This window comes from Streptomyces sp. NPDC005962, from assembly GCF_040629205.1.
In the GTDB taxonomy this organism is placed as follows: Bacteria; Actinomycetota; Actinomycetes; order Streptomycetales; family Streptomycetaceae; genus Streptomyces.
Window position 1 is genome coordinate 58,055 of sequence record NZ_JBEXVE010000037.1, and the last position, 23,043, is coordinate 81,097.

17 protein-coding genes and 1 pseudogene are annotated in these 23,043 nt (G+C 67.4%); 14 read left to right on the forward strand and 4 right to left on the reverse strand.

Annotation, left to right across the window (positions count from 1 at the left end; all coding sequences use genetic code 11):
- Positions 1 to 158: 158 nt before the first annotated feature.
- Positions 159 to 4,703: a glutamate synthase large subunit gene (gene gltB, locus ABZ370_RS38525; protein WP_358631421.1), complete on the forward strand. Its 4,545-nt coding sequence runs from the start codon at positions 159 to 161 to the stop codon at positions 4,701 to 4,703.
- A complete protein-coding gene (locus tag ABZ370_RS38530; protein ID WP_358631337.1) occupies positions 4,696 to 6,156 on the forward strand; it encodes a glutamate synthase subunit beta in 1,461 nt (486 codons plus the stop codon). Before gltB ends, ABZ370_RS38530 begins: the two co-directional genes overlap by 8 nt.
- Before the next feature lie 115 nt (positions 6,157 to 6,271).
- On the opposite strand, the gene ABZ370_RS38535 is transcribed toward ABZ370_RS38530, so the two are convergent.
- Both ABZ370_RS38535 and ABZ370_RS38540 read right to left on the reverse strand, forming a co-directional pair.
- Positions 6,272 to 6,751, reverse strand: a complete 480-nt coding sequence (locus ABZ370_RS38535; RefSeq protein ID WP_358631340.1) for a PPOX class F420-dependent oxidoreductase — start codon at positions 6,749 to 6,751, stop codon at positions 6,272 to 6,274.
- Between the two features lie 58 nt (positions 6,752 to 6,809).
- Positions 6,810 to 7,649, reverse strand: a complete 840-nt coding sequence (locus ABZ370_RS38540; protein WP_358631424.1) for a hypothetical protein — start codon at positions 7,647 to 7,649, stop codon at positions 6,810 to 6,812.
- Between the two features lie 253 nt (positions 7,650 to 7,902).
- On the opposite strand from ABZ370_RS38540, the gene ABZ370_RS38545 reads away from it, so the two are divergent.
- From ABZ370_RS38545 to ABZ370_RS38565, 5 genes are all read left to right on the forward strand, one after another.
- Entirely contained in the window at positions 7,903 to 8,700 is a 798-nt protein-coding gene (locus tag ABZ370_RS38545; protein WP_358631343.1) for a serine protease, read from the forward strand.
- A gap of 206 nt (positions 8,701 to 8,906) precedes the next feature.
- Entirely contained in the window at positions 8,907 to 10,652 is a 1,746-nt protein-coding gene (locus ABZ370_RS38550) for a recombinase family protein (protein WP_358631346.1), read from the forward strand.
- Between the two features lie 520 nt (positions 10,653 to 11,172).
- Positions 11,173 to 12,048, forward strand: a complete 876-nt coding sequence (locus tag ABZ370_RS38555) for a hypothetical protein (protein WP_358631349.1) — start codon at positions 11,173 to 11,175, stop codon at positions 12,046 to 12,048.
- Between the two features lie 122 nt (positions 12,049 to 12,170).
- On the forward strand, positions 12,171 to 12,533 hold the full coding sequence (locus ABZ370_RS38560) for a hypothetical protein (protein WP_358631352.1): 363 nt from the start codon (positions 12,171 to 12,173) through the stop codon (positions 12,531 to 12,533).
- A 64-nt stretch (positions 12,534 to 12,597) separates the two neighbouring features.
- Positions 12,598 to 12,855, forward strand: coding sequence for a hypothetical protein (locus ABZ370_RS38565; RefSeq protein WP_358631355.1), 258 nt, complete (start codon positions 12,598 to 12,600; stop codon positions 12,853 to 12,855).
- Positions 12,856 to 12,914: 59 nt separating this feature from the next.
- On the opposite strand, the gene ABZ370_RS38570 is transcribed toward ABZ370_RS38565, so the two are convergent.
- Positions 12,915 to 14,264: a tetratricopeptide repeat protein gene (locus ABZ370_RS38570; protein WP_358631358.1), complete on the reverse strand. Its 1,350-nt coding sequence runs from the start codon at positions 14,262 to 14,264 to the stop codon at positions 12,915 to 12,917.
- 1,588 nt (positions 14,265 to 15,852) lie between these two features.
- Here ABZ370_RS38570 and ABZ370_RS38575 point away from each other — a divergent pair.
- The 3 genes from ABZ370_RS38575 (at position 15,853) to ABZ370_RS38585 (ending at position 18,186) form a co-directional block, all read left to right on the forward strand.
- Entirely contained in the window at positions 15,853 to 16,194 is a 342-nt protein-coding gene (locus tag ABZ370_RS38575) for a hypothetical protein (protein WP_358631360.1), read from the forward strand.
- 541 nt (positions 16,195 to 16,735) lie between these two features.
- Positions 16,736 to 17,713 carry a radical SAM/SPASM domain-containing protein gene (locus ABZ370_RS38580; protein WP_358631363.1) on the forward strand — a complete coding sequence of 326 codons (978 nt, stop codon included), beginning with the start codon at positions 16,736 to 16,738 and terminating at the stop codon, positions 17,711 to 17,713.
- Between the two features lie 59 nt (positions 17,714 to 17,772).
- The gene (locus tag ABZ370_RS38585; RefSeq protein WP_358631366.1) at positions 17,773 to 18,186 is read left to right on the forward strand and encodes a hypothetical protein; all 414 of its coding nucleotides are present in this window, start codon (positions 17,773 to 17,775) and stop codon (positions 18,184 to 18,186) included.
- A 71-nt stretch (positions 18,187 to 18,257) separates the two neighbouring features.
- On the opposite strand, the gene ABZ370_RS38590 is transcribed toward ABZ370_RS38585, so the two are convergent.
- Positions 18,258 to 18,620 carry a VOC family protein gene (locus ABZ370_RS38590; protein WP_358631369.1) on the reverse strand — a complete coding sequence of 121 codons (363 nt, stop codon included), beginning with the start codon at positions 18,618 to 18,620 and terminating at the stop codon, positions 18,258 to 18,260.
- Positions 18,621 to 18,836: 216 nt separating this feature from the next.
- Here ABZ370_RS38590 and ABZ370_RS38595 point away from each other — a divergent pair, with 216 nt between their 5' ends.
- The 4 genes and pseudogenes from ABZ370_RS38595 to narJ all read left to right on the forward strand — a co-directional run.
- The gene (locus ABZ370_RS38595) at positions 18,837 to 19,196 is read left to right on the forward strand and encodes a chorismate mutase (RefSeq protein ID WP_358631371.1); all 360 of its coding nucleotides are present in this window, start codon (positions 18,837 to 18,839) and stop codon (positions 19,194 to 19,196) included.
- 100 nt (positions 19,197 to 19,296) lie between these two features.
- Positions 19,297 to 21,855: an aminopeptidase N gene (gene pepN, locus ABZ370_RS38600; RefSeq protein ID WP_358631374.1), complete on the forward strand. Its 2,559-nt coding sequence runs from the start codon at positions 19,297 to 19,299 to the stop codon at positions 21,853 to 21,855.
- A gap of 409 nt (positions 21,856 to 22,264) precedes the next feature.
- Complete coding sequence (locus ABZ370_RS38605) at positions 22,265 to 22,576, forward strand: hypothetical protein (RefSeq protein WP_358631377.1); 312 nt, start codon at positions 22,265 to 22,267, stop codon at positions 22,574 to 22,576.
- Positions 22,573 to 22,995 (forward strand): annotated as a pseudogene (gene narJ / locus ABZ370_RS38610) (nitrate reductase molybdenum cofactor assembly chaperone); the annotation flags it as partial. The gene ABZ370_RS38605 and the pseudogene narJ, both read left to right, overlap by 4 nt.
- Positions 22,996 to 23,043 lie beyond the last annotated feature (48 nt).

Here is a 23,043-nt window from a genome sequence, read left to right on the forward strand (position 1 = left end):
ATCGCCCGACATCACCCCGTGCAGGGGTGTCCGCATGGTGAAACGGAATATCCACTTCCCGAGAACCACCTCATCATGTAACCTGCACGAAATTCTCGCGGAGGGCCAACGTCGTCCCTCGGCACACGCAAAATGCCATGACGACGACGGGAGAGCCGATGCGTTCCGCATCCCACCCCGCCCGCCAGGGGATGTACGACCCGCGCAATGAGCACGACGCCTGTGGCGTCGGCTTCGTGGCGACCCTCACCGGCGAGGCCAGCCACCAGCTCGTTGAGCAGGCTCTCACCGTACTGAGGAACCTGGAGCACCGCGGGGCCACCGGCTCCGAGCCCGACTCGGGCGACGGCGCGGGCATCCTCGTACAGGTCCCGGACGCCTTCCTGCGGGACGTGACCGACTTCGATCTTCCCGAGGCCGGTTCGTACGCCGTGGGTATCGCGTTCCTCCCCGAGAGCGAGGACGACGCGGCCGCGGAGCACATCGAGCGGATCGCCGCCGAGGAGGAACTGACCGTCCTCGGCTGGCGCGCGGTACCGGTCGCGCCCGAGCTGCTGGGCAACGGCGCCCGCGCCACCATGCCCGCCTTCCGCCAGCTGTTCGTCGCGGACGGCACCAGCGACGGCCTGGCCCTGGACCGCAAGGCGTTCGTGCTGCGCAAGCGCGCCGAGCGCGAGGCGGGTGTGTACTTCCCGTCGCTGTCCTCCCGCACCCTCGTATACAAGGGCATGCTGACCACCGGTCAGCTGGAGCCGTTCTTCCCGGATCTGTCCGACCGCCGGTTCGCCACCGCGATCTCGCTGGTCCACTCCCGGTTCTCCACGAACACCTTCCCGAGCTGGCCGCTGGCCCACCCGTACCGCTTCGTCGCCCACAACGGCGAGATCAACACGGTCAAGGGTAACCGCAACTGGATGCGGGCACGCGAATCCCAGCTGGTCAGCGACCTGTTCGGGGAGAAGGGGCTGGACCGGATCTTCCCGCTCTGCACCCCGGACGCCTCCGACTCCGCGACCTTCGACGAGGTGCTGGAGCTGCTGCACCTCGGCGGCCGCTCGCTGCCGCACTCGGTGCTGATGATGGTCCCCGAGGCGTGGGAGAACCACCCCTCGATGGACGCGACCCGGCGCGCCTTCTACCAGTACCACTCCACGATGATGGAGCCCTGGGACGGCCCGGCCTGTGTCACCTTCACCGACGGCACCCAGGTCGGCGCCGTGCTGGACCGCAACGGTCTGCGGCCGGGGCGCTACTGGGTCACCGACGACGGGCTCGTCGTGCTGTCCTCCGAGGTCGGCGTCCTGGACATCGACCCCGCCCGGGTGGTCCGCAAGGGCCGGCTGCAGCCGGGCCGGATGTTCCTGGTGGACACCGCCGAGCACCGGATCATCGAGGACGACGAGATCAAGGCCGAGCTGGCCACCGAGCAGCCGTACGGCGACTGGCTGGAGGCCGGGCTCATCGACCTGGCGGACCTGCCCGAGCGTGAGCACATCGTGCACACCCACGCCTCGGTCACCCGCCGCCAGCAGACCTTCGGCTACACCGAGGAGGAGCTGCGGGTCCTGCTCGCGCCGATGGCCAAGGCCGGCGCCGAGCCGATCGGCTCGATGGGCACCGACTCGCCGATCGCCGCGCTCTCCGAGCGGCCGCGGCTGCTGTTCGACTACTTCACCCAGCTGTTCGCGCAGGTCACGAACCCGCCGCTGGACGCGATCCGCGAAGAGCTGGTCACCTCGCTGATCTCCTCGCTGGGCCCGCAGGGCAACCTGCTGGAGCCGACCTCGGCCTCCTGTCGCAGCGTCAGCCTGCCCTTCCCGGTGATCGACAACGATGAGCTGGCCAAGCTCATCCACATCAACGCCGACGGCGACATGCCGGGGCTCAAGGCCGCCAACCTCTCCGGTCTCTACCGGGTCGGCGGCGGCGGGGACGCGCTCGCCGCGCGGCTGGCCGAGATCTGCGCCGAGGCGGACGCCGCCATCGAGGACGGCGCCCGGCTGATCGTGCTCTCCGACCGCCACTCGGACGCCGAGCACGCGCCGATCCCCTCCCTGCTGCTCACCTCCGCCGTCCACCACCACCTCATCGGCACCAAGCAGCGCACCCAGGTGGGGCTGCTGGTCGAGGCGGGCGACGTCCGCGAGGTGCACCATGTCGCGCTGCTGATCGGCTACGGCGCCGCGGCCGTCAACCCGTACCTGGCGATGGAGTCGGTCGAGGACCTGGTCCGGGCCGGAACGTTCCTCCCGGGCATGGAGGGCGAGACCGCGATCAAGAACCTGATCAAGGCGCTCGGCAAGGGCGTCCTGAAGGTGATGTCCAAGATGGGCATCTCCACCGTGGCCTCCTACCGCGGCGCCCAGGTCTTCGAGGCCGTCGGTCTCGACGAGTCCTTCGTGGACTCCTACTTCCACGGCACCACCACCAAGATCGGTGGCGCGGGCCTGGACATCGTCGCCAAGGAGGTCGCCGCCCGGCACGCCAAGGCGTACCCGGCCACCGGCATCCCCTCCGCGCACCGCGCGCTGGACATCGGCGGCGAGTACCAGTGGCGCCGCGAGGGCGAGCCGCACCTGTTCGACCCGGAGACGGTCTTCCGGCTCCAGCACTCCACCCGCGCGCGCCGCTACGACATCTTCAAGAAGTACACCGAGCGGGTGAACGAGCAGTCCGAGCGGCTGATGACGCTGCGCGGCCTGTTCAACTTCAAGGACGGTGAGCGGCCCTCGATCCCGATCGAGGAGGTCGAGTCGGTCGAGGAGATCGTCAAGCGGTTCTCGACCGGCGCCATGTCGTACGGCTCCATCTCCCAGGAGGCGCACGAGACGCTGGCCATCGCCATGAACCAGCTGGGCGGTAAGTCCAACACCGGTGAGGGCGGCGAGGACTCGGACCGGCTGCACGACCCGGCGCGGCGCTCCTCCATCAAGCAGGTCGCCTCCGGCCGCTTCGGCGTGACCAGTGAATACCTGGTCAACTCCGATGACATCCAGATCAAGATGGCGCAGGGCGCCAAGCCCGGCGAGGGCGGCCAGCTGCCCGGCCACAAGGTGTACCCGTGGGTGGCCAAGACCCGGCACTCGACGCCCGGCGTCGGCCTGATCTCCCCGCCGCCGCACCACGACATCTACTCCATCGAGGACCTCGCCCAGCTGATCCACGACCTGAAGAACGCCAACCCCAAGGCGCGTATTCACGTCAAGCTGGTCTCCGAGGTCGGCGTCGGCACCGTCGCCGCGGGTGTCTCCAAGGCGCACGCCGATGTCGTACTGATCTCCGGCCACGACGGCGGCACCGGCGCCTCGCCGCTCACCTCGCTCAAGCACGCGGGCGGCCCCTGGGAGCTGGGCCTCGCCGAGACCCAGCAGACGCTGCTGCTCAACGGGTTGCGCGACCGCATCGTCGTGCAGACCGACGGCCAGCTCAAGACCGGCCGCGACGTGGTGATCGCCGCGCTGCTCGGCGCCGAGGAGTTCGGCTTCGCGACCGCGCCGCTGGTCGTCTCCGGCTGCGTCATGATGCGCGTATGCCACCTGGACACCTGCCCGGTCGGCATCGCCACCCAGAACCCGGTGCTGCGCGAGCGCTACAACGGCCAGGCCGAGTACGTGGTCAACTTCTTCCAGTTCATCGCCGAGGAGGTCCGCGAACTCCTCGCCGAGCTGGGCTTCCGTACGCTGGACGAGGCCATCGGCCGCGCCGAGCTGCTGGACACCAGCCAGGCCGTGCAGCACTGGAAGGCGCAGGGTCTGGACCTCGCCCCGCTGCTCTACGTCCCCGAGCTGCCGGACGGCGCCGTCCGCCACCAGATGATCGAGCAGGACCACGGTCTGGCGAAGGCCCTGGACAACGAGCTGATCAAGCTCGCGGCGGACGCGCTGAACGCCGACTCCGCCGAGGCCGCCCAGCCGGTCCGGGCCCAGGTCGCGATCCGCAACATCAACCGGACCGTCGGCACGATGCTCGGCCACGAGGTGACACGGAAGTTCGGCGGCGCGGGCCTGCCCGACGACACCATCGACATCACCTTCACCGGCTCGGCCGGTCAGTCCTTCGGCGCGTTCTCGCCCCGCGGCGTCACGCTGCGGCTGGAGGGCGACGCCAACGACTACGTCGGCAAGGGCCTCTCCGGCGGCCGCGTCATCGTCCGCCCGGACCGGGGCGCCGACCACCTCGCCGAGTACTCCACCATCGCGGGCAACACCCTCGCCTACGGTGCGACCGGCGGCGAGATGTATCTGCGCGGCAAGGTCGGCGAGCGGTTCTGCGTCCGCAACTCGGGCGCGACCGTGGTCTCCGAGGGCGTGGGCGACCACGGCTGCGAGTACATGACCGGCGGCCAGGCCATCGTCCTCGGCCCGACCGGGCGCAACTTCGCGGCCGGGATGTCCGGTGGCGTCGCGTACGTCATCGACCTCGACCGGGACAACGTCAACGGCGCTCTCCTCGACGCCGTCGGTGAGCTGGACGACACCGACAAGCAGGCGCTGCACGACGCCGTGCGCCGCCACCAGGAGGAGACCGGCTCCACCGTCGCGGCCGCGCTGCTCGACGACTGGGACCGCGCCCTCGCCCGCTTCAGCAAGATCATCCCCGCTACGTACCAGGCCGTGCTCGCCGCCAAGGACGCCGCCGAGCGAGCCGGACTCTCCGAGTCCGAGACCCACGAGAAGATGATGGAGGCGGCGACCAATGGCTGACCCCAAGGGCTTCCTGACCACCGACCGTGAGGTGGCCGAGACCCGTCCGGTGGACGAGCGGGTCAAGGACTGGAACGAGGTCTACGTCCCCGGCTCGCTGCTGCCGATCATCAGCAAGCAGGCCGGCCGGTGCATGGACTGCGGCATCCCGTTCTGCCACAACGGCTGTCCGCTCGGAAACCTCATCCCCGAGTGGAACGACTACGCCTACCGCCAGGACTGGCGCGAGGCCAGCGAGCGGCTGCACGCGACCAACAACTTCCCGGAGTTCACCGGGCGGCTGTGCCCCGCCCCGTGCGAGTCCGCGTGTGTCCTCGGCATCAACCAGCCCGCGGTGACCATCAAGAACGTCGAGGTCACCATCATCGACAAGGCGTGGGACTCGGGCGACGTCACCCCGCAGCCCCCCGAGCGGCTCAGCGGCAAGACCGTCGCCGTCATCGGCTCGGGCCCGGCCGGGCTCGCCGCCGCCCAGCAGCTGACCCGCGCCGGACACACGGTGGCTGTCTACGAGCGGGCCGACCGCATCGGCGGGCTGCTGCGCTACGGCATCCCCGAGTTCAAGATGGAGAAGCGGCACATCAACCGCCGCATCGAGCAGATGCGCGCGGAGGGCACCAAGTTCCGCACCGAGACCGAGATCGGGCGCGACATCGACGCGGCCAAGCTGCGCAAGCGGTACGACGCGGTCGTCATCGCGGCCGGTGCCACCACCTCCCGCGACCTGCCCGCCCCGGGCCGCGAGCTGAACGGCATCCACTTCGCGATGGAGTACCTGCCGCTCGCCAACAAGGTGCAGGAGGGCGACCTGACGGCGCCCCCCATCAGCGCCGAGGGCAAGCACGTCGTGGTGATCGGCGGCGGCGACACCGGCGCCGACTGCGTCGGCACCGCCCACCGGCAGGGCGCCGCCTCCGTCACCCAGCTGGAGATCATGCCCAAGCCGGGCGAGGACCGCGCGCCGGGCCAGCCCTGGCCCACCTTCCCGATGCTCTACAAGGTCACCTCCGCGCACGAGGAGGGCGGCGAGCGGGTCTACTCCGTCTCCACCACCCACTTCGAGGGCGACGAGGACGGCAACGTCCAGTGGCTGCACCTGATCGAGGTGGAGTTCAAGGACGGCAAGCTGGAGCAGAAGCCGGGCACCGAGCGCAAGATCCCGGCCCAGCTGGTCACCCTGGCCATGGGCTTCACCGGCACCGACCGGGCGAACGGCCTCGTCGAGCAGTTCGGCCTGGAGCTGGACGAGCGCGGCAATGTCGCCCGCGACGCCGACTTCGCCACCAACGTCACCGGCGTCTACGTCGCCGGTGACGCGGGCCGCGGCCAGTCGCTGATCGTCTGGGCCATCGCCGAGGGCCGCTCCGCGGCGCGCGGCGTGGACCGCTACCTGGCCGGGGCCAGCGCCCTGCCCGCCCCGATCCGCCCCACCGACCGGTCCCTCATGGTCTGACCCTTCCACCGGTCCGACACCCGGAACTCCGTCCGTACAACGGCGTACGGACCGGCCGCGCGGCGCCCTCCCCCACCCGACCGGGGGCGGGCGCCGCGTGGCGTTCCCGACCGCTTCAGCCTTCGGGGGAGTCCTCCACCAGCCGGGCGGGGAAGCCGCCGGTGGCGATCGGGCCCCAGCGTTCGGGGGTGACCCGGATCAGGGACTTGCCCTGCTTGCGCATGGCCGAGCGGTACTCGTCCCAGTCGGGGTGCTCACCGGCGATGTTGCGGTAGTACTCGACGAGCGGTTCGACCGAGTCGGGGGTGTCGATCACCTCGGCGGCGCCGTCGATCTGGACCCATGGGCCATTCCACTCGTCGGACAGCACGATCAGGCTGACGGCCGTGTCGCGCTTGGCGTTGCGGACCTTGGCGCGCTCGGGGTAGGTGGACATGACGATACGGCCCGAGTCGTCGACGCCGCAGGTCAGCGGGGACGCCTGCGGGGTGCCGTCGGTCCGGCGGGTCATCAGGATGGCGCGGTGGCGGGGGCGGACGAACTCCAGCAGCTCGTCGAGGGCGACACGGGTGTTGGTGGCGATGGAGGGGCTCATGCACGCGAGGGTACGACGTGGAGCGTGCTCGAACGGCGCCCCGGTCCCGCCCCGGCCGTCAGGTGTCGCACTCCAGGACCGTACGGCACAGTCCGCAGCGTGCCCGCACCCTGCCGCGCACCGGGAGCCGGATGCGCTGGCGGCAGGTAGGACAGGGGAAGGACACGCTGAACGGCGGACCGCTCTCGAAGACGTAGTCGCCACCGGTGGGGGAGGGGTGGCCGGACTGCGCCGAACGGCGGTCCCTGGCGTACCGGCGGCGGCCGGTCCAGCCGGCCGCGGTGAGCGGTGGCTGCCGTTCGTCGCGCAGGGCCAGCTCCCGGCCCTTGGTGTACGCCTCGTACGCCTGCGGGCTGGTGAACCAGGGGGACGGGTCCTCGTCGAAGAGCCGGGCCCGTTTGGCGAGGACGTAGCCGAACTCCTCCGGCGTCAGATAGCCCAGCTTCTGGCTGGTCACCGCGGACTGGCGGTACGCGTCGAGCAGCAGCCAGCCGGTGCCGAGGTAGGCGGCGGTGGTGTCGGTGAGGATCTCGTTGTCGCGGGTGCCGGGGAAGGCCAGATCGAGTCGGTGCAGATAGACGTGGGTGACCTCGTGGGCGAGGGCCGCCCCGATGTCGCGGCGGTGGGTCTTGAAGCGGGAGTTCAGCTCGATGAAGTACTCCGGCCCGGCGGCCAGTTCGACGTTCCCCGCGTGCCGCATCTCGCGGAAGCTCACGATCATCCGGGCGTCCGGCAGCCGCATGTGCCGCACCATCACCCGGGCCACCCGCTGGACGCCCAGGTGCAGGTCGTCCTGGTCGGAGAAGGCCACGTCGGCGGGGACCACGCTGAGCCCGAAGGTGTCCACCGTGTCGCGCGACAGCCGCCGGTAGAGCGCGGTGATCGCGGCCCGGACCATGTCCAGGTGCGGATAGCCGTGTTCGATGTCGCTGCCCGGTGCCGCCACGAGCCCACTGTACGGGCGGGCGGGTGCGGGGGCACGGAGGCCGCGCGGGCCGGTGCCCATGGCCGGAAAGCGGCTCTTGTCATGCCGTTCGCGGACTTCACATAATCGCAGGGCATACGCAGGTCCTTGTCATGTGGGCGGTCATTCGGCGGTCATTTGGCATGGGCCTGACATTTTTGCGCAACCCCCCACGAGAGGACTTCCGTTGCGAAACGCACTGAAGCACCTGAAGAGATCCACGGCCCTCGGCGCCGTCGCCCTCGCCGCGTTCAGCCTCATGCCGGGCACCGCCACAGCCCAGCCCACCGGCCCCGAGCCCGGCCCCTCCGTCGTCGGCGGCACCCGCGCCGCCCAGGGTGAATTCCCCTTCATGGTCCGGCTCTCCATGGGCTGTGGCGGCGCGCTCTACACCCAGGACATCGTGCTCACCGCCGCCCACTGTGTGGACGGCAGCGGCGCCAACACCTCCATCACCGCCACCGCGGGCGTCGTCGACCTCCAGAGCTCCAGCGCCGTCAAGGTCAAGTCCACCCGGGTGCTCCAGGCCCCGGGCTACAACGGCACCGGCAAGGACTGGGCGCTCATCAAGCTCGCGAAGCCCATCAACCAGCCCACCCTGAAGATCGCCGAGACCACGGCGTACAACAAGGGCGACTTCACCGTCGCCGGGTGGGGCGCCGCCAGCGAAGGCGGCAGCCAGCAGCGCTACCTGCTGAAGGCCACCGTGCCGTTCGTCGACGACGCCACCTGCAAGTCGGCGTACAGCGAACTCGTCGCCGGTGAGGAGATCTGCGCGGGCAAGATGGCCCAGGGCGGCGTCGACACCTGCCAGGGCGACTCCGGCGGCCCGATGTTCCGCAAGGACGACGCCGGGCAGTGGACTCAGGTCGGCATCGTCAGCTGGGGCGAGGGCTGCGCCCGGCCCGGCAAGCCCGGTGTCTACACCGAGGTGAGCACCTTCGCCCAGAACATCAAGACCGCCGCGGCCCAGCTCGGCGGCTGACCCGGCACACCACGGCAGGAACGGGACCCGGCGCGGCGGTGCGCGCCGGGTCCGCGTCATGCCCGGGTCCGCGTCATGCCCGGCGCGTCCGTCACGTCCGGCCGTAGTGGTTACCGTGCGTCAGATCTGGCCGTAGCAGATGCAGAACGGGTGCCCGGCCGGATCTCCGATCGCTCCAGAACTAGCGTTCTGGAGGAACCCCGGTCATGGCGGCATCAACGCTGGTCGGCGAGGCAGAGCACCCTGTGCGCTCCCCGGAGGGCATGGGTACGACTACGCGGCTGAGGGGCGTTCGAGCCGTGCGCCTCTCTGTGCACACGGACGAGACCACCTCACCGGAGCGTCAGCGCGACGCAGACGACCGGGCAGCCGAAGCGCTCGGCATCGACTTCGACGGGCGGGAAGCTGTCGACCTGGACGTGAGTGCGTCCAAGGTGGGCCCCTTCGACCGTCCGGAACTGGGCACGTGGCTGGCCAAGCCTGACGAGTTCGATGCCCTCGTCTGGTGGCGCTTCGATCGCGCGTTGCGATCCATGAGCGATATGCACGACCTTGCCAAATGGGCCCGTGAACACCGGAAAATGCTGGTGTTCGCTGAGGGGGTCGGCGGCGGGAGGCTCGTTTTCGACTTCCGGAACCCGATGGACCCGGTTTCGGAACTCATGATGCTCATGTTCGCCTTCGCCGCCCAGGTCGAGGCGATGAGCATCAAAGAGCGTGTTATCGGGGCTCAGGCTGCTCTGCGCATGATGCCGCTCCGCTGGAAGGGCGGGCGGCCCAAGTACGGATACATGATCGCCGACATGCCGCAGGAACACGGCGGAATCGGCAAGACGCTGGTTCCTGACCCCGATGCGGTCAAGGTCATTGAGCGAATCATCCGGGATCTGCTGGATGGGAAGACGATCAACAAGCTGTGCCAGGAACTCAGGGCGGAGAAGGTTCCGACACCGCGCGATAATTGGTCCCTTAAGGCTGGGCGAAAGACCGGAGGAAAGACCGGCGGGGCCAAGGGTGAGACCACGGTACGGGAGCGCTTCAACTGGGTGCCGTCTGTGATCCGTAAGGTACTCACTTCACCGAGCCTTATCGGCTGGAAGATGCACGACGGCAAGCCGGTACGAGACAGTGAGGGCGCGCCGGTCATGCTGACCACTCAGCCCATTCTCACCCGTGCGGAGTTCGATCGTATCGGGGCGCTCTTTGAGGACAGGAAGCTTGGGCCGCACGACCGTCATGATCAGAAATCCAAGCTGTTGCGCGTCATCCACTGCGCGGGGTGTGAAAGCCGTATGTATCACATGGCCAACAAGCGGAAGGGCGTGCAGCGTGCCAGCTATAAATGCACGGCGCACCTGACGGGCATTGTGTGCCCCGCTCCTGTCGTCATTCGGGCGGACTGGGTTGAAGGATACGTAGAGCGGGAGTTCTTGGCGGCGGTTGGCGGTCTTGAGGTCAAAAAGACTGTGATCACGCCCGGCTACGATCCTGCCCCGGAGATTGCGGCCACGCTGGCGGAGTACAAGGAACACCAGCAGCAGGAAGGGCGGCAGAAGTCCAAGGCGGCCCGGGAGGCTTGGCAGGAAAGGGCTGACGCTCTCGACAACAGGTTGGCGGTGCTGGAGAGCACACCGAAGGTTGAGGAGAAGCGCGCACTCACGCCGACTGGCCGCACCATCGCCGACGAATGGGCGGTGGCAGATGACCAGCGAAAGCGCCACATGCTCCTGGACGCGGGCGCCCGGTTGCTGGTGCGGAAGGGGACGCGGGGCGGATGGCGAACGCTGGACGAGTCCCGCGTGAGCTTCGAGATACGTGAAGAGTCCTTCCAGGAAGCAGCGGACGAACTGCGTGCGATCCGCGAAGAGTCCGAGAGCGAGAACCGACAGGTATCGGAGGGAGGCGTGACGCGCCTACGCAAGCGGGAGGTTGTCCTTCAGGCGGCGGCGTAAGCCCGTCTGAGTTCCGTTCGCGGCCCGCTGCTGGGGAAAGCCCCGTGGCGGGCCGTTCGTGCGTCTGGGTGCTGTTTAGGGCAGGGGAGGAGCGCCATACGAGACCCTGTGCCGGATAGGTCCCGGCGTGGGCTTTGAGTCACCCCCAGCCGAAACCGAGTCACGTGAACTGCGTCACAGCGGCTCACCAGCAGCGAAAAGCCGTGCCGGAGGCCAGTCGGCTTGATAGACGGGATCTTTTATACACAGCGTGGCTGTTCGGCCCACCCAGTGTCATTTAGGGGGTGACGAGTGACGAAATGACGGTAGGTCCCAATCGACTCAACAGGAGTCGCACCCTCGGTCTGTGTGAACTCAACCCCGACCCCACCTCTGTTCCGTCACTCGTCACCACTTCCGTCACCAGGTGCCGCATTCCCGTGAACCCCTCCCGCTCCCTCATGAGTGAGGGCAGCAGTCATGCGCCGAACCACTGAGTCAGTCGTGACTGCTGCCATAACCCCACGCGAGAGGAGAGCGAATGTCGGAATACGACGACTTGGATAGGCATGTCTCGCGCATGCTGGCCAGCGTTATCAATGTTGTCGACCGTCGATGGCATCCCGAGTCTGCCCCGAAATCTGCACATGATGCGTGGGACGAGTGGCAGGAGGCCGTAGAGCATTGCGAGGATCTTCATGCCGAATTCATCGAACTCGGCTGGAAGGTGAAAAATCAGGAGGAGGGGCAGCGCAGGGCGCATCTTGAGCACGCCCGAGGCGGACCGAAGCCTAAGGCATATAAGCCTGTCGACTATCAAGCCATGCGGAAGGACAAGGCTTTCGAGATAGAGGCCGCCCGATCAGTAGCTGAGCATGCACGTCGCGCATACCGGCAGTTGGCGGATGATCCGGAGATGCTGCGCGAATGGCGGACCAGCTTGCTTGCCCGGTTCGAAGGGATGCAAGAGGAAGCAAAGATCCACCTGGAGGCAGCCCGGCAGACGTTCAAATCATGGCGGGGAACAATTAACTTCCTTGGGATGACCGCACAGAAGCTGGGGTTTACTGGCCAGCGCGGCGCACCTCCTAATGGGGAGTTCTACCGTTACATAACGGAAGTAGAGAATGCATGGGACTCGCTATTTCGTGTCGTCAACACCAACGACCCCGTTCATTCAGGGCGCTGGGTCACCATGACGGAGGAACAGTTGAGTGTGCATCCCCCGATGTGGGAACGCGAACGCATGTCATTGGGCTATTTCGACGGTGAGGAACGGTGCAAGCTGCGATCCACCGAACTGCGCGAGCGTCGTGAAGGAAAGGTGATCTCTTCCTATGAAGTTCCCGCCGGTATGACCCCAGAGGCAGCGCGCAAGCTGGTGCCGACTTCTCGGGGACTCGTCGAAGGTAAGTAGGAACGGTCGGGGGTGGGGCATACCCCCCCTCGGCCGACCAGCCGGACCGCAAGCGTATAGCAGCCGGAAAACGATGCGGTGCTTAGAAGTCCGTTTTCCCGCTGTCGAAGGGAGTGGCTGAATTGACCAGCGACGACGCTTCAGAATCACTCGGCCAGGGAGGGCGAGCACTCTGGGAGTCGATCACGCGCAATCTGGAATTGCGACCCGACGAACGCGCGCTGTTGAAAGAGGCCGCGCGCACTCAAGATGTGGTCGATGCTCTGTCCGCTGCGTTGGATGAGCACGGTCCAATGACGGAAGGCTCGAAAGGGCAACTGCGCGTCTCGCCTATCGTGGGGGAGTTGAGGCAACAACGGCTCACACTGGTACGTCTGTTGGGTGCGCTGGGCATTCCAGAGAGCGATGACGAGGCGCGACCGGTGACCACAACCACGCGGGCGAGGAAGGCCGCTGCTGCGCGATGGGCAGGGCGCCATGGCTAGACAGAAGAGACGCCGGACGCCCGTCGCGCCGGAGGAAATCCCGGAGCGCTTCCGGAACCTCAATATGGCCGACTACCGCGATGTAGCGGAACAGAGCCTTGTCGAGTGCCCTGGGGACACATTCAGTGCGGGAGTGGCGGTATTCCTCGCGCACTGCCGCGACAAGCACGCATGGGCGGATGCTGTCGGAATACCCAACGACAGGGAGACCCGTTCGCATCTGCTGCCTGCTCGCGCTCCGGATTTCCAGTGGATCGCTGAGGAGTTCGATACGAAAAAGGTACCCATAGCGGCCGGCCGCGAAATGATCAATCCGGTTTAATGGAGAGAGCCCCGCATCATGGCCACTATGGCGCATGGTGCGGGGCTTACTTGTGTGGTTCAGGCTGCCAGTGATGGCGCCGCAAGACGTGCCCGCTCGTAGAGGTCGCGTGCGGTTGAGTTCTTGAGGTGCGGGCGGATCAGTCGAATCATCTCCGTGATGCGCCTATCGACTTTCCAGGATTGGATGGATGGGTACTCGTCCACTACCTTGCCCCAGGTAGCGCACGCTGCATCCAAATGGCCAATTCCTAGCTGGCGCTCGGCCAGCAGTGCACCGAATTGCAAATCACCCCGGCGGGAATCATATTTCGGGTCGCGCAAACTGAAACACAGTTCCAGTGAATCCACGCTTCCGGCCACATCCCCCAGGTAGTACCGGACTTGCGCGGTGTGATATGCCAGCGTAGCCGAATTGTAACCGCCGAAGGTTCCCTGTCGGCTCTGCGCTTTGCTTAGGGCAACCTCAGTTTCAGTGATGCATCGGAGCGCATTGACGCGATCCTTGGCGACGGCGTATGAGTGAGCCTGTTGCCCGCCCATGAAGGCCAGCATTCTGGGGCCAGCGGCAGGAGTCGCCTCACTGATAGCTGCATTGGCCAGGTTCACCGCTGTTGAACCATGTTCCAAATCTACCGATTGAACGGACATCCCACGGAGAATGTGACAGTAAGTCATATGGTCGGCGCTTGCGCCCGCAAGTTCCAGACCCTTCACGTAGTACTGCTGAGCCAGGCCGTGAAATCCTTCATCAACCGCCATCCAGCCTGTGAGGTAACTCAGAAAGGAAGCGGCAGACGTCATAGCTTTACGTACTTCGCTCGGAGCATCCGCTTTGAGGCAGGGGGCAACGACGTTCACCATAAAAGCCGCAGCCATTGGGCGCGCATAGCGTCCACCGAATTCATCGTCAAGGTCGGAAAGTCGATCCGTCATAGCAATGACGGATTCCACTTCCGGCATGCCGATATGTTGCATTCGGCCAGTCTGGACAGCTTCTATGCGACCTACGACGTCCTGCCACCCCGGAATAGCCAAAGCCACAGAGAATAGTTTTGCTCCGGCTCCGATGACGCTGCGGCGTGAAGGGTCCATGTCTTGCATGCCGAGATCTACTAACCCTTCAACTGTGCCGATGCTGCACCCGTCATGAACAGGTGCAGGGAAGCCAGCCTCTCTGTGCGTGACGGGATGCTTGAGGTGACGGGATAGGGCCTCCAAGATCAATGGGCGTACTTCTTCCCTGGGCATGTGCCCGCCCAGCCACTGATGGACCGACGCTGGCTGATACCGCGTCGGCTTCCCCCGCTCGGTCGCGATCTTGTTGACCTCCTGGGCGAACTGACGCAGCGTCCAGTCCGTTGCGGTGTACAGCCTCGTCAGACCCTTGTTCGGTTGTCGGTCGCCCATGCGTGCCACACCTCCGCAGCGCTTAAAGCTCTTAAAAGCCCCGTGCGCTTCAACGGTACCGCTGTGCGTGACGCGCCGGTTGCCTAGAGCAAGACAGACCCCTGACGCGACCGTGCGACCGGTCCGCGATCGGGCCGAGCTGCGGTTTTCTGGGGGAACAAAGACCCCCGCGACCGTGCGACCGGCCCGGGGGCATGGCTAACGCTGGATTGGAGCGTCAACATGCGGAAGAGTACCGCCCGATCGGTGCTGCGGAGACTGCGGCAACTGATCGTCACGTCTCCGGGGAGGCACAGCGCGGCCTACCTCGCTGCCAGCGCCCGGGACTTATCCCCTGGGTTCATGCGGTCGGAGTCGGAGGCTTACCACTCCTGGACCTCCTCAACCGGGGTGCCGCTTGTGCCCATTCCGCCGCCGGCGTCCTACCTGATGCGTGCCCCTCGCGCATGGTTTGACGTGAACGATGACCGTCCCACCGTCCCGCTCCCGCGCGTCCCGGTTGAGGATCGCGTTCCGATCTTTTGGGACACCGACCCTGCACCGCCGTACGTGCCCCGCTTCTTCCACGCACATAGGGGGACGGACCGGTGATGGTGGACTACCCCGAGAACGGCGAGCCACCGATTCGGTCTGTTCTCTCCTGGCCCGCGTGCAACTGCGGTCACCCGAAGTGCCCTGACGCCGCCGGTCCCGACGGCGGCATCAGGGCAGACCAGGACGAGGACGGCGAGAGTCCCCTGATGGCTCAGCTTCGGGAGCGTATGCGCGAGGACATCAGGCGGCGACATCAATTCGGCCCGATGGGGCGGATGCTATGACCGAAGAGACGAGTAAGAGCGCCGCAAACCAGTTCGCGGACACGCCGTATGAGGACTCACCGAAGGGTTGGTGGACAGAGTACGGCGGTGTGAAAGACCGGGAGACCGGGGTTGTTTACCTGCCTCGCGCTGAACACCCGCACTGTCCTTTCGAGTGTCACATCTGCGAGGCCAGCGAAGAACTGCGCATTGCAAGACGCCAGTTGTTCAGGCGGTTTCAACGGGCCTTGGGTGGCCACAGTAGCCGTCATGCTGGCCAGTGATTAGCTCCGTCCCTGCCGGACGTACTGAATTTGGGGCTCCCCCGTCCTATTCAGAATCCCGGCAGGGACGGTTACCACCAGAAAGGATCTCGCGCAGTGCACTCCCCGTCCGGTCTGCTCGAACCCCAAAGCGGTCCCATTGATCCCAACTCTTGCGAGCAGTGCGCCGCGCTGGTGTCCAGGCTTGAGGAATCTGGCCGCAAGAAAAGTCTTGAGCTGCTTCATGTGGTCATAAATGACATGGACCTTCACGCGACCTTCGGACACCCAGAGGACTCCCGGTATCCGAGGCAGGGCGCTTCCAGTGCAGGGGTAGAGGTGCATTCGCAGGCAAAAAAGAGGAAGTTGATTCATCGCGCCGCCCGATGGCGCAGGGTCTTCCGATGCAAGGTGTTACCTCGTCGGCAATGAGGCCCTTCCGATCGACCGTTGCTGGTAAGTGAGTAAGGAAGGGCTGACGTGCTGGAGTGCACTGGTGTGAATCCCCTCCCGTTGGAGGGTGTTTTGGTGGAATTGGTGAAGTCCAGTTATCCGCCCGAGAAGCCGCTCGAAACGCTGCGCGACCTTGGTCCGTACGCCATGTGCGAGTTAGGCGAAGGCCACGAAGGTGAGCACGCCGACCACATTTGGTCTGAGGACCGGGACGGTGCAGCCATCTGGATGCTGTGGGACGACGACGGGCATCGGTTCGAGCATCCGCAATGGTGCGCTGTCGCCACGGATGACGGGAATGACACCTGCCACCTGTACCTGGGTCATCCCGTCAACCACTCATGGGAAATCACCGATCCGTCACGCGAAGCACTGCGGGAACAGGTAATGCGCGATTTCGGGCACTGGTTTCGCTAGACCACCCAGAGTCACCGACCGAGCATTCCGACGAATGGCCGAATAGGCCACAACGCACTGAAGACGAACAGGAACGAAGTACATGACCACCAGGCGACACACTCTCAATGCGGCCACGAACAGCAGGGACGTGCGCCCGTCGAGCACTCCGGCGACACGTCAAGGTGACTTGGCCGATCGGCACGTGCGCCAGAACACGCACAACTGTGACGACAGTTGCGAGAACCCCTGCGTGCACGCCGACGGCAACCCGTAGGCCCCCGCTCTGGGCGACCGCCCCCCCCGAAGCGGGACGAGGAAAGCCGGGCCCCTCAACTCCTGCCCGCGCGCATCCCCCGTATCGCCGGGTAGGGAAATCCCGTCCTGGTCGCCCGTGCTACAGGAAGGGCTGGGCGATCAGGGCGGGTCCACAACGATGAATAGCGCGCCATGGCGGCCGTCGTGTTGAGGCCGTGGAGAACCAGTAGATTCCCGTCCGGGCCTGACCCTGGGTGGTCCCAGTGGCCCTGTGGGTCCGACACTCAAACTCTTGGGAGCTGTCATGCGCGCTCTGCCACTGCGTCCGCAATTCGCATGGTTAGAGATCACCGGTTTCTGTAACTTGAACTGTCGTCACTGCTACGCCAGTTCGTCGCCGCAGGGTGATCACGGGGACATGGTGGATTCTGATTGGACTCGCGTAATCGATCAGCTCAACGCCCTGGGTGTACGGGACGTGCAATTCATCGGTGGGGAGCCGACGCTTCACCCGGGCCTGCCCGCGTTCATCCGGCATGCGCACAAGTACGACATGCGCATCGAGGTATTCAGCAACATGACCCACATCAGGCCGGAAGTCTGGGAAGTCCTCAAACTGCCCGGGGTCCGTCTCGCGTTCAGCTACTACAGCGACGATGAAGTCGACCACGACGAAGTGACCGAGGTGCGAGGATCTCACGCGCACACGCGGGCCAACGTCGAAAAGGCGCGGGAACTCGGAATCAAAATGCGTGGAAGCGTGATCCACGTCCTTGACGGACAGCGCGAGGCGGGTGCGCATCACGAGCTTCTGCAACTCGGAATCCGAGACGTGCGAACCGACCGCATCCGACCGTTCGGGCGAGGTGCTGAGGGGGCATTTCCGAGTATCGGAAGGCTCTGCGGCAGGTGTGGGCGCGCAAAGTTCGCCGTACTGCCCAACGGGCAAGTCACCCCGTGCGTATTCTCGCGCTGGATGAACCTGGGAAATGTGCACGAACAGAGCCTTGAGGAGATCTATCAGGGTGAAGCGATGCGGGAAGCTCGCACCGAACTGGAGAGGGTTTTTCCGCACACCACTGTGAGTTCCGCGCCGGTCTGCAACCCAGACTGCAATCCGGCATTTGATACGTGCTCTCCTCAACTGGCTTGCGCCCCGGATGCGGAATGCGGTCCCACGAATAGCGGAGACGACGTTGCTCGCAGCAGCGTGGCCCCGCGTATGTCCCCGCGCCGTTCCGTCCGGTATGCGAATCCCGCTGTATCCGGCACTGACTGTTGACCACACAAACGGGGGGACATATGGCTTTCGGGGACAGGCGCGGGGTTTGAGTGAGTAGCGTGGCGTTGCTGGACTTCAACGGATGGAGTAGCGCCATGCACGATGCGTCTGTGATCTCGCTCTACCTTGCACGTCGTGACGCGTTCGCTGAGTTGCTGAACGCAGTTGACGCTGAATCCCAGGTCGCTTGGCACCGCAGCGACGGGCGGTTCACGACGGCGGACGGGAAACCTGACGAGGTAGCGGCGGTGAGTGCTGTGGACGCGGCATACCTCGCCAGTCGCGCCGCGTTCAATGTCATCGACCTGATGGGAGTCGGCCCCGTGAAGGAGGCTCGCGCCCTGGTAGAGCGTGCCTCAGCGCTGCACAAGGGCGGTGGCTCCGATCCGAACTGGTACGACTTCAAGAAGGCTCGGGAAGAGTTCCTAGCCGCTGCCACTGGCTACCTCAAGGGGATGTTGGGCGAAGAGTGAGCACAGCAGCGAGCTCCCGCCATCCGACTCCGGACGGCGGGGGCTCCCTACTGCCCTGGCCTGCGGATACGCTAGAACGGTAAGTCAGGAGCGATCGGGTCGTTGAAGACCCGGAAGCCGGACCGCTCCCCGCGGCTGTCGTGCAGGAACGTCGCACCCAGCGCGATCACCTCCTGCTGGGCCCGCTCCGCGTCCTCGATCGTCGGCACGTCGAAGTCCAGATGCATCTGCTGCGGACGCGCCGGGTCCGGCCAGCGCGGCGGCTGGTGGTCCGGCGCCAGCTGGAAGGCGAACCGCTGCCCGTCCGCCGAGGTGAGGGTCGCCCATTCCGGGTCGCTGTCATCCACCCGCCACCCCAGGACCGCGCCGTAGAAGGCGGCCAGCGCGGCCGGGTCCGGACAGTCGATGACAGTGCACTGAAGCGTCGCGATCATGCCGGGAGCCTAGGGCCTGTATGACCGGGCGGGGCGAAAAATTGCGATGCCGAAGGGGAACCTCGTCTCGCGTTTACGGCTCCTCCACGGTGGAGGCGCTGCTACCGGGGGCAGCCCTCCCCGGGAGACCGTCCCGTCCCCTTCTTGAACCCCCCACCGGGGGCGGGGCGGTCCCGGAGCCTGAGGCGGTGGCCCACTGACATAGGGTCGGGGGCCATGACGCACCGCGAGACCGACCCCGCCGACCGCCCCGACCAGCCGGGCCCGGCCGGCACGACCGACGAGGCCGAGAACGCCGTACGCGCCGAGCTCGCCCGGCTCCGCGACAGCATCGACAATATCGACGCGGCCGTGGTCCACATGCTCGCCGAGCGCTTCAAATGCACCCAGCAGGTCGGTCACCTCAAGGCCGAACACAAGCTTCCCCCGGCCGACCCCGCCCGCGAGGCCAGCCAGATCACCCGGCTCCGCGAACTGGCGGAAAACGCCAAACTCGACCCCGCCTTCGCCGAGAAGCTGCTCAACTTCATCATCGCCGAGGTCATCCGGCACCACGAGACGATCGCGCGCTCCTGAGCTACGCCCGCAGGCGTGCGTAGCGGCGTACGTAAGGGGCGCGCCTCTTCGGTACACGCGCGCCGTGTGCCGCCCACCGCCCGTAGGGCAGCATGTCCCCATGTCCGTACTGACGCGCGAGGAAGCGCAGATCCGAGCCCGCCTCATCGAGGTCCATCGCTACACGATCGACCTCGACCTCACCCGCGGCGACCAGCTCTTCGGCTCCACCACGACCATCCGCTTCAGCGCCCGCGAGGCCGGGGCGGACACCTTCGTGGAACTGCACCCCGCCGCCCTGCACCGGGCGGTGCTCGACGGACACGACCTCGCGCTCGACCCGGCCCAGGTCGTCGCCGACCACCGGCTCCCGCTCACCGGCCTCGCCGAGGGCGAGCACGAGCTGCGCGTCGAGACGGACATGACGTACTCCCACACCGGCGAGGGCATGCACCGCTTCACCGACCCCGCCGACGGTGAGACCTACCTCTACACCATGTGCGCCATGTCCGACGCCCCCCGCGTCTTCACGGCCTTCGACCAGCCCGACCTCAAGGCCGTCTTCGACGTCCGCGTCACCGCCCCGCCCCGGTGGACCGTCCTCGGCAATGGCATCGCCACCCGCGACGCCGACCCCACGGGCGGCCGCTGGAACCTCGCCCCCACCCCGCCCATCAGCACCTACCTGGTCGCGCTGGCCGCGGGCCCGTACCACTCCGTGCACACCGAGCACGCCGGACTGCCCTTCGGACTGCACGTCCGCCGCTCGCTCGCACCCCACCTCGAAGCCGACGCCGACGAACTGTTCGACCTCACCCGGCGCTGCTTCGACCGCTACCACGAGATCTTCGACGAGCCGTACCCCTTCGACTCCTACGACCAGGCGTTCGTCCCCGAGTTCAACATGGGCGCCATGGAGAACCCCGGCCTCGTCACCTTCCGCGACGAGTTCGTCTTCCGCTCCGCCGTCACCGACGCCGAACGCCAGACCCGCGCCATGGTCATCGCCCACGAGATGGCCCACATGTGGTTCGGCGACCTCACCACCATGACCTGGTGGGACGATCTCTGGCTCAACGAGTCCTTCGCCGAGTACATGGGCTTCCAGATCCTCACCGAAACCACCCGCTACACCGGCACCTGGGCCGACTTCGGCATCCGCCACAAGGGCTGGGGCTACGACGCCGACCAGCGCCCCTCCACCCACCCCGTCGCCCCCGCGCCCGAACTCGTCCCCGACACCGCCGCCGCCCGCCTCAACATCGACGGCATCTCCTACGCCAAGGGCGCCTCCGCGCTGCGCCAGCTCGTCACCTGGCTGGGCGAGAAGGACTTCCTCGCCGGGATCAACGAACACTTCACCCGTCACCGCTTCGGCAACGCCACCCTCGCCGACTTCCTCGACTCCCTCGCCCGCTCCACCGACCGCGACGTCCACGCCTGGGCCCACGCCTGGCTGCGCACCACCGGAGCGGACACCCTCACCCCCGCCCTCACCACCCACGGCGACCGGTGGAGCGCCGAGATCCGCCACGACGGCGGCGGCCACGACGGACAGAGCCCCGCCCCCCGGCGCCCGCACCGCCTCGCCGTCGGCCTCTACGACCACGCACCGGCCGCCCCCCACCAACTCGTGCTGCGCGACCGCGTCGAGGTCGAACTGAACGGCGCCGACCCCACCCTCACCCTCTCCTTCACCGGCCCCCGCCCCGACCTGCTCCTCCTCAACGACGGCGACCTCACCTACGCCAAGATCCGCCTCGATCCCGGCTCCTGGGACGCCGCCGTACGCGCCCTCTCCGGCCTCCCCGACGCCGTCAGCCGCGCCACCCTCTGGAACGCCGCCCGCGACATGGTGCGCGACGGCGACCTCCCGGGCACCGACTACCTCGACGCCGCCCGCACCCACCTCCCGCACGAGACCGACATAGCGATCGTCCAGGGCGTCCTCGCCTTCGCCCGCACCCAGATCGCCGACCGCTACCTCCCCGCGGACCAGCGCCCCGCCGCCCTCAACACCATCGCCGCCACCTGCCGCGACCTGCTGCGCCGCACCGAGGACGGCTCGGGGCCCGGGCTGCGGCTCTCCGCCGTACGCACCTACATCGCCAGCGCCACCGCCCCCGCCGAACTGAGCGACTGGCTCGACGGCGACACCGTCCCCGGCGGTCCCGACCTCGACCCCGAACTGCGCTGGCAGATCCTCGGCCGACTCGCCGTCCTCGGCGCCGCGAGCCCCGCCGGCATCGACGCCGAACTCGCCCGCGACCCCAGCGCCACCGGGCAGGAGGGCGCCGCCCGCTGCCGCGCCGCGCTCCCCGACCCGGACGCCAAACAGGCCGCCTGGGACGCTCTGTTCGGCGAGACCGCCGCACAGTCCAACTACCTCGTCACCGCGACCGCCACCGGCTTCTGGCAGCCCGAACACCACGACCCGCTCACCGACTACGTACCGCGCTACTTCACCGCCGCCGCGACCACCGCCGCCCGCCGCGGCCCCGCCATCGCCGACACCATCGCCCGCTTCGGCTTCCCGACGACGGTCGACGCGAGGACCCTGCGGCTCGGCGAGGAATGCCTCGCCACCCCCGGCCTCCTCCCCGCCCTGCGCCGCCGCCTCGAAGACCAGCTCGACGACCTGCGACGCGCCCTGCGCGTACGCGAGAAAGGGGACGCGTAGCCGCCGGAAAAAGGGGGAAAATGGATGTTCGGGGTAGTTCTTCCCGCCACTGCTCCCCTTTCCCGGCCGGTTCCGCGGTCCGTCGGCTATCGGAACGGTCTGCGGAGCGTCAAGCGCCGACCAAGCCGTAGTGGTGATGCCGTGGGGGAGCGGTGGCCGAAGCCGCCACCGTCCGGGCCCGCCGCGCTCGGGCCCGGGGCGCCCGGCGCCGGTTGCGGTGGCAGCCTGCTTCCGTGATCCAGACGATGGCGCGGGCCAGGGCCCGCAATCTGCCACCGGGGGCCTTCGCCCCGGTGATGGCGACCGGAATCGTGTCGCAGGGAGTGGCGGGGCTGGGCGCGCGAGGACCGGCGGACGCCCTGCTCGCGGTGGCCGTGGTGGCCTACGCGGGGTTGCTGGCGGGCCTGGTGTGGCGGACGGCACCGACGCCATGTACCGGCTGCTGGCCCTCGCCAAATATGAGGAGCGGTACGTCATCCCCACCACCTACACCGCCGGATCAGGCGGCGGCACCCCCACCGACTCCTGCAGCCTCGACGGCGACGGACTGCCCGGCATGATGCCGTACGACCTCCCCGGCATCGACACCTTCCACACGCCCCCGGCACCCGAACCCGCCGGAGCCGGAAGCGGGCCCGCCGGCCGGGTCAACCTGCTGAACTGGAACGGCCGCGGACGCCCCGCCGGGCTCTTCCCCCGCCGTGACGAGGAGACCCGGTGAACCCGGCCACCCCCGCGGTCCACCAGGCCGCCGCCCTCCTCCTCGGCTACCCCGGCCCCGACTGGCCCGCCCGCCACGCCCTCGTCCGGGACTCCCTCACCGAACTCGCCACCCCCGCCGCCGCACCCCTCCTCCGGTTCCGCGCCGCCGTCGACGGCGCCTCGGTGCTCGACCTGGCCTCCGCCTACGTCACCACCTTCGACCGCAGCCGCCGCCGCACCCTCCACCTCACCTACTACACCGACGGCGACACCCGCCGCCGCGGCGGCACCCTCGCCGACCTCAAGGCCCGCTACCGCGCCCACGGCCTCGAACCACCCGAGGACGAACTCCCCGACCACCTGCCCCTGGTACTGGAGTTCGCCGCCCGCTGCCCCGCCCCCGGCCACCAGCTCCTCGGCGACCACCGCGCCGCCCTCGAACTCCTCCGGATCGCCCTCACCGACCACCGCAGCCCCTACGCCGAC

Coding starts and splice junctions, on each gene's coding strand:
- gltB (WP_358631421.1), top strand. CDS start 159: ATGCGTTCCGCATCCCACCCCGCCCGCCAGGGGATGTACGACCCGCGC.
- ABZ370_RS38530 (WP_358631337.1), top strand. CDS start 4,696: ATGGCTGACCCCAAGGGCTTCCTGACCACCGACCGTGAGGTGGCCGAG.
- ABZ370_RS38535 (WP_358631340.1), bottom strand. CDS start 6,751: ATGAGCCCCTCCATCGCCACCAACACCCGTGTCGCCCTCGACGAGCTG.
- ABZ370_RS38540 (WP_358631424.1), bottom strand. CDS start 7,649: ATGGTCCGGGCCGCGATCACCGCGCTCTACCGGCGGCTGTCGCGCGAC.
- ABZ370_RS38550 (WP_358631346.1), top strand. CDS start 8,907: ATGGCGGCATCAACGCTGGTCGGCGAGGCAGAGCACCCTGTGCGCTCC.
- ABZ370_RS38555 (WP_358631349.1), top strand. CDS start 11,173: ATGTCGGAATACGACGACTTGGATAGGCATGTCTCGCGCATGCTGGCC.
- ABZ370_RS38565 (WP_358631355.1), top strand. CDS start 12,598: ATGGCCGACTACCGCGATGTAGCGGAACAGAGCCTTGTCGAGTGCCCT.
- ABZ370_RS38570 (WP_358631358.1), bottom strand. CDS start 14,264: ATGGGCGACCGACAACCGAACAAGGGTCTGACGAGGCTGTACACCGCA.
- ABZ370_RS38580 (WP_358631363.1), top strand. CDS start 16,736: ATGCGCGCTCTGCCACTGCGTCCGCAATTCGCATGGTTAGAGATCACC.
- ABZ370_RS38590 (WP_358631369.1), bottom strand. CDS start 18,620: ATGATCGCGACGCTTCAGTGCACTGTCATCGACTGTCCGGACCCGGCC.
- ABZ370_RS38595 (WP_358631371.1), top strand. CDS start 18,837: ATGACGCACCGCGAGACCGACCCCGCCGACCGCCCCGACCAGCCGGGC.
- pepN (WP_358631374.1), top strand. CDS start 19,297: ATGTCCGTACTGACGCGCGAGGAAGCGCAGATCCGAGCCCGCCTCATC.